Annotated in this window: 2 protein-coding genes; both read left to right on the top strand. The window is 52.8% G+C overall.

What is annotated here, in order from left to right; translation table 11 throughout:
* A partial coding sequence (locus tag F8N00_RS17980; protein ID WP_421018745.1) for an ROK family protein occupies window positions 1-713 on the top strand: 713 nt, incomplete at its 5' end.
* The coding region (locus F8N00_RS17985; RefSeq protein ID WP_421018746.1) for an MFS transporter at window positions 710-1,281 on the top strand (572 nt) is incomplete at its 3' end. The genes F8N00_RS17980 and F8N00_RS17985, both read left to right, overlap by 4 nt.

Raw genomic sequence — 1,281 nt, forward strand, 5'->3', positions numbered from 1 at the left:
GTGGACATCTGATCGCAACGGATCGCCTGAACTTCGATTCGACGGATCATGTATCTCATTTATTGAAAACGCTATCAACATTACTCGACGATCATCCAGATGTTCAAACGCTTGCAATTGGTGTCGCTGGTGCCGTTGATACAACCGGCACGATCCTATTCGCCCCAGATTATCCGACGCTAGACGGTCGCCCCTTGCAACAAGAACTGACGGAACGGTTCGGGCGACCCGTCGTCATCGAAAATGATATGAACGCTGCGGTCCGTGCCCAAGCTTCTGATAACGAGACGACTGTCTATGTGTATCTCGGAACGAACGGACCGGGAGCCGGCGTCGCCGTTTCCGGTCATGTCATCCGCGGAGCGCATCACTTCGCTGGAGAGATCTCGTTCATCCCGTTTGACGACAAGCGAAATGTCGGACAAGTCCTCGCGACGACTACACCACACTCTGACGACTGGTATGAAGCGTTAAGTCGAATCATCCTCTCGTTTAGCGTCACCTTGAATCCGGATGCCATCTTATTTACGTCGTCCGATGTCTCAGATGACGGATTAGCTCGGCTGACGGAACGATGCGCCAAGCGCTTTCCGCTCGACAAATTACCTCAGTTGCGGCAAGGCGACTGGGAAACCGATTATTTAGATGGTTTGATGCAACTGAGCATCCAGTCATTCATTGAACAAATTCCGTTAGGAGGTCTCGCCCGATGACCCGTCTACTATTACCTTTGATTTATCTCGCTTTTATCAGTCTCGGTCTGCCGGATGCGTTACTCGGTACGGCGTGGCCCGTGATGCGGCTCGATCTCGACGCACCGCTCGACATGGCAGGTTGGCTCTTTATGACGATTGCTGCCGGAACGATCGTTTCGAGTCTGTTTAGCGGTCGTCTGATCGAACGTTATTCAACGGGTCGGATCACGGCAGTTTCTGCCGGTTTGACGGCACTGGCATTGATTGGTTTTTACGTTGCTCCGTCCTTGATTTGGCTCTTCGTCCTTGCGATCCCGCTTGGACTCGGTGCTGGAGTCGTCGACGCGGCGTTAAACCACTTCGTTGCCACCCATTATCAAGCGCATCATATGAACTGGCTCCATTGCTTTTGGGGCATCGGTGCGACGGCTGGTCCGCTCATCATGGCTGGTGTATTGCTCGATTCCGGCTGGCGTTTAGGTTACCTCGTCGTCGGTGCATTGCAACTTGTCTTGATGATTATCTTGATCGTCAGTTTACCGCTCTGGAAACGGGCTCCGAAACAGGTGTCTGAACAGGTTCAGAC

The sequence above is a fragment of the Exiguobacterium sp. A1_3_1 genome, assembly GCF_048985645.1.
Lineage (GTDB): Bacteria > Bacillota > Bacilli > Exiguobacteriales > Exiguobacteriaceae > Exiguobacterium_A > Exiguobacterium_A indicum.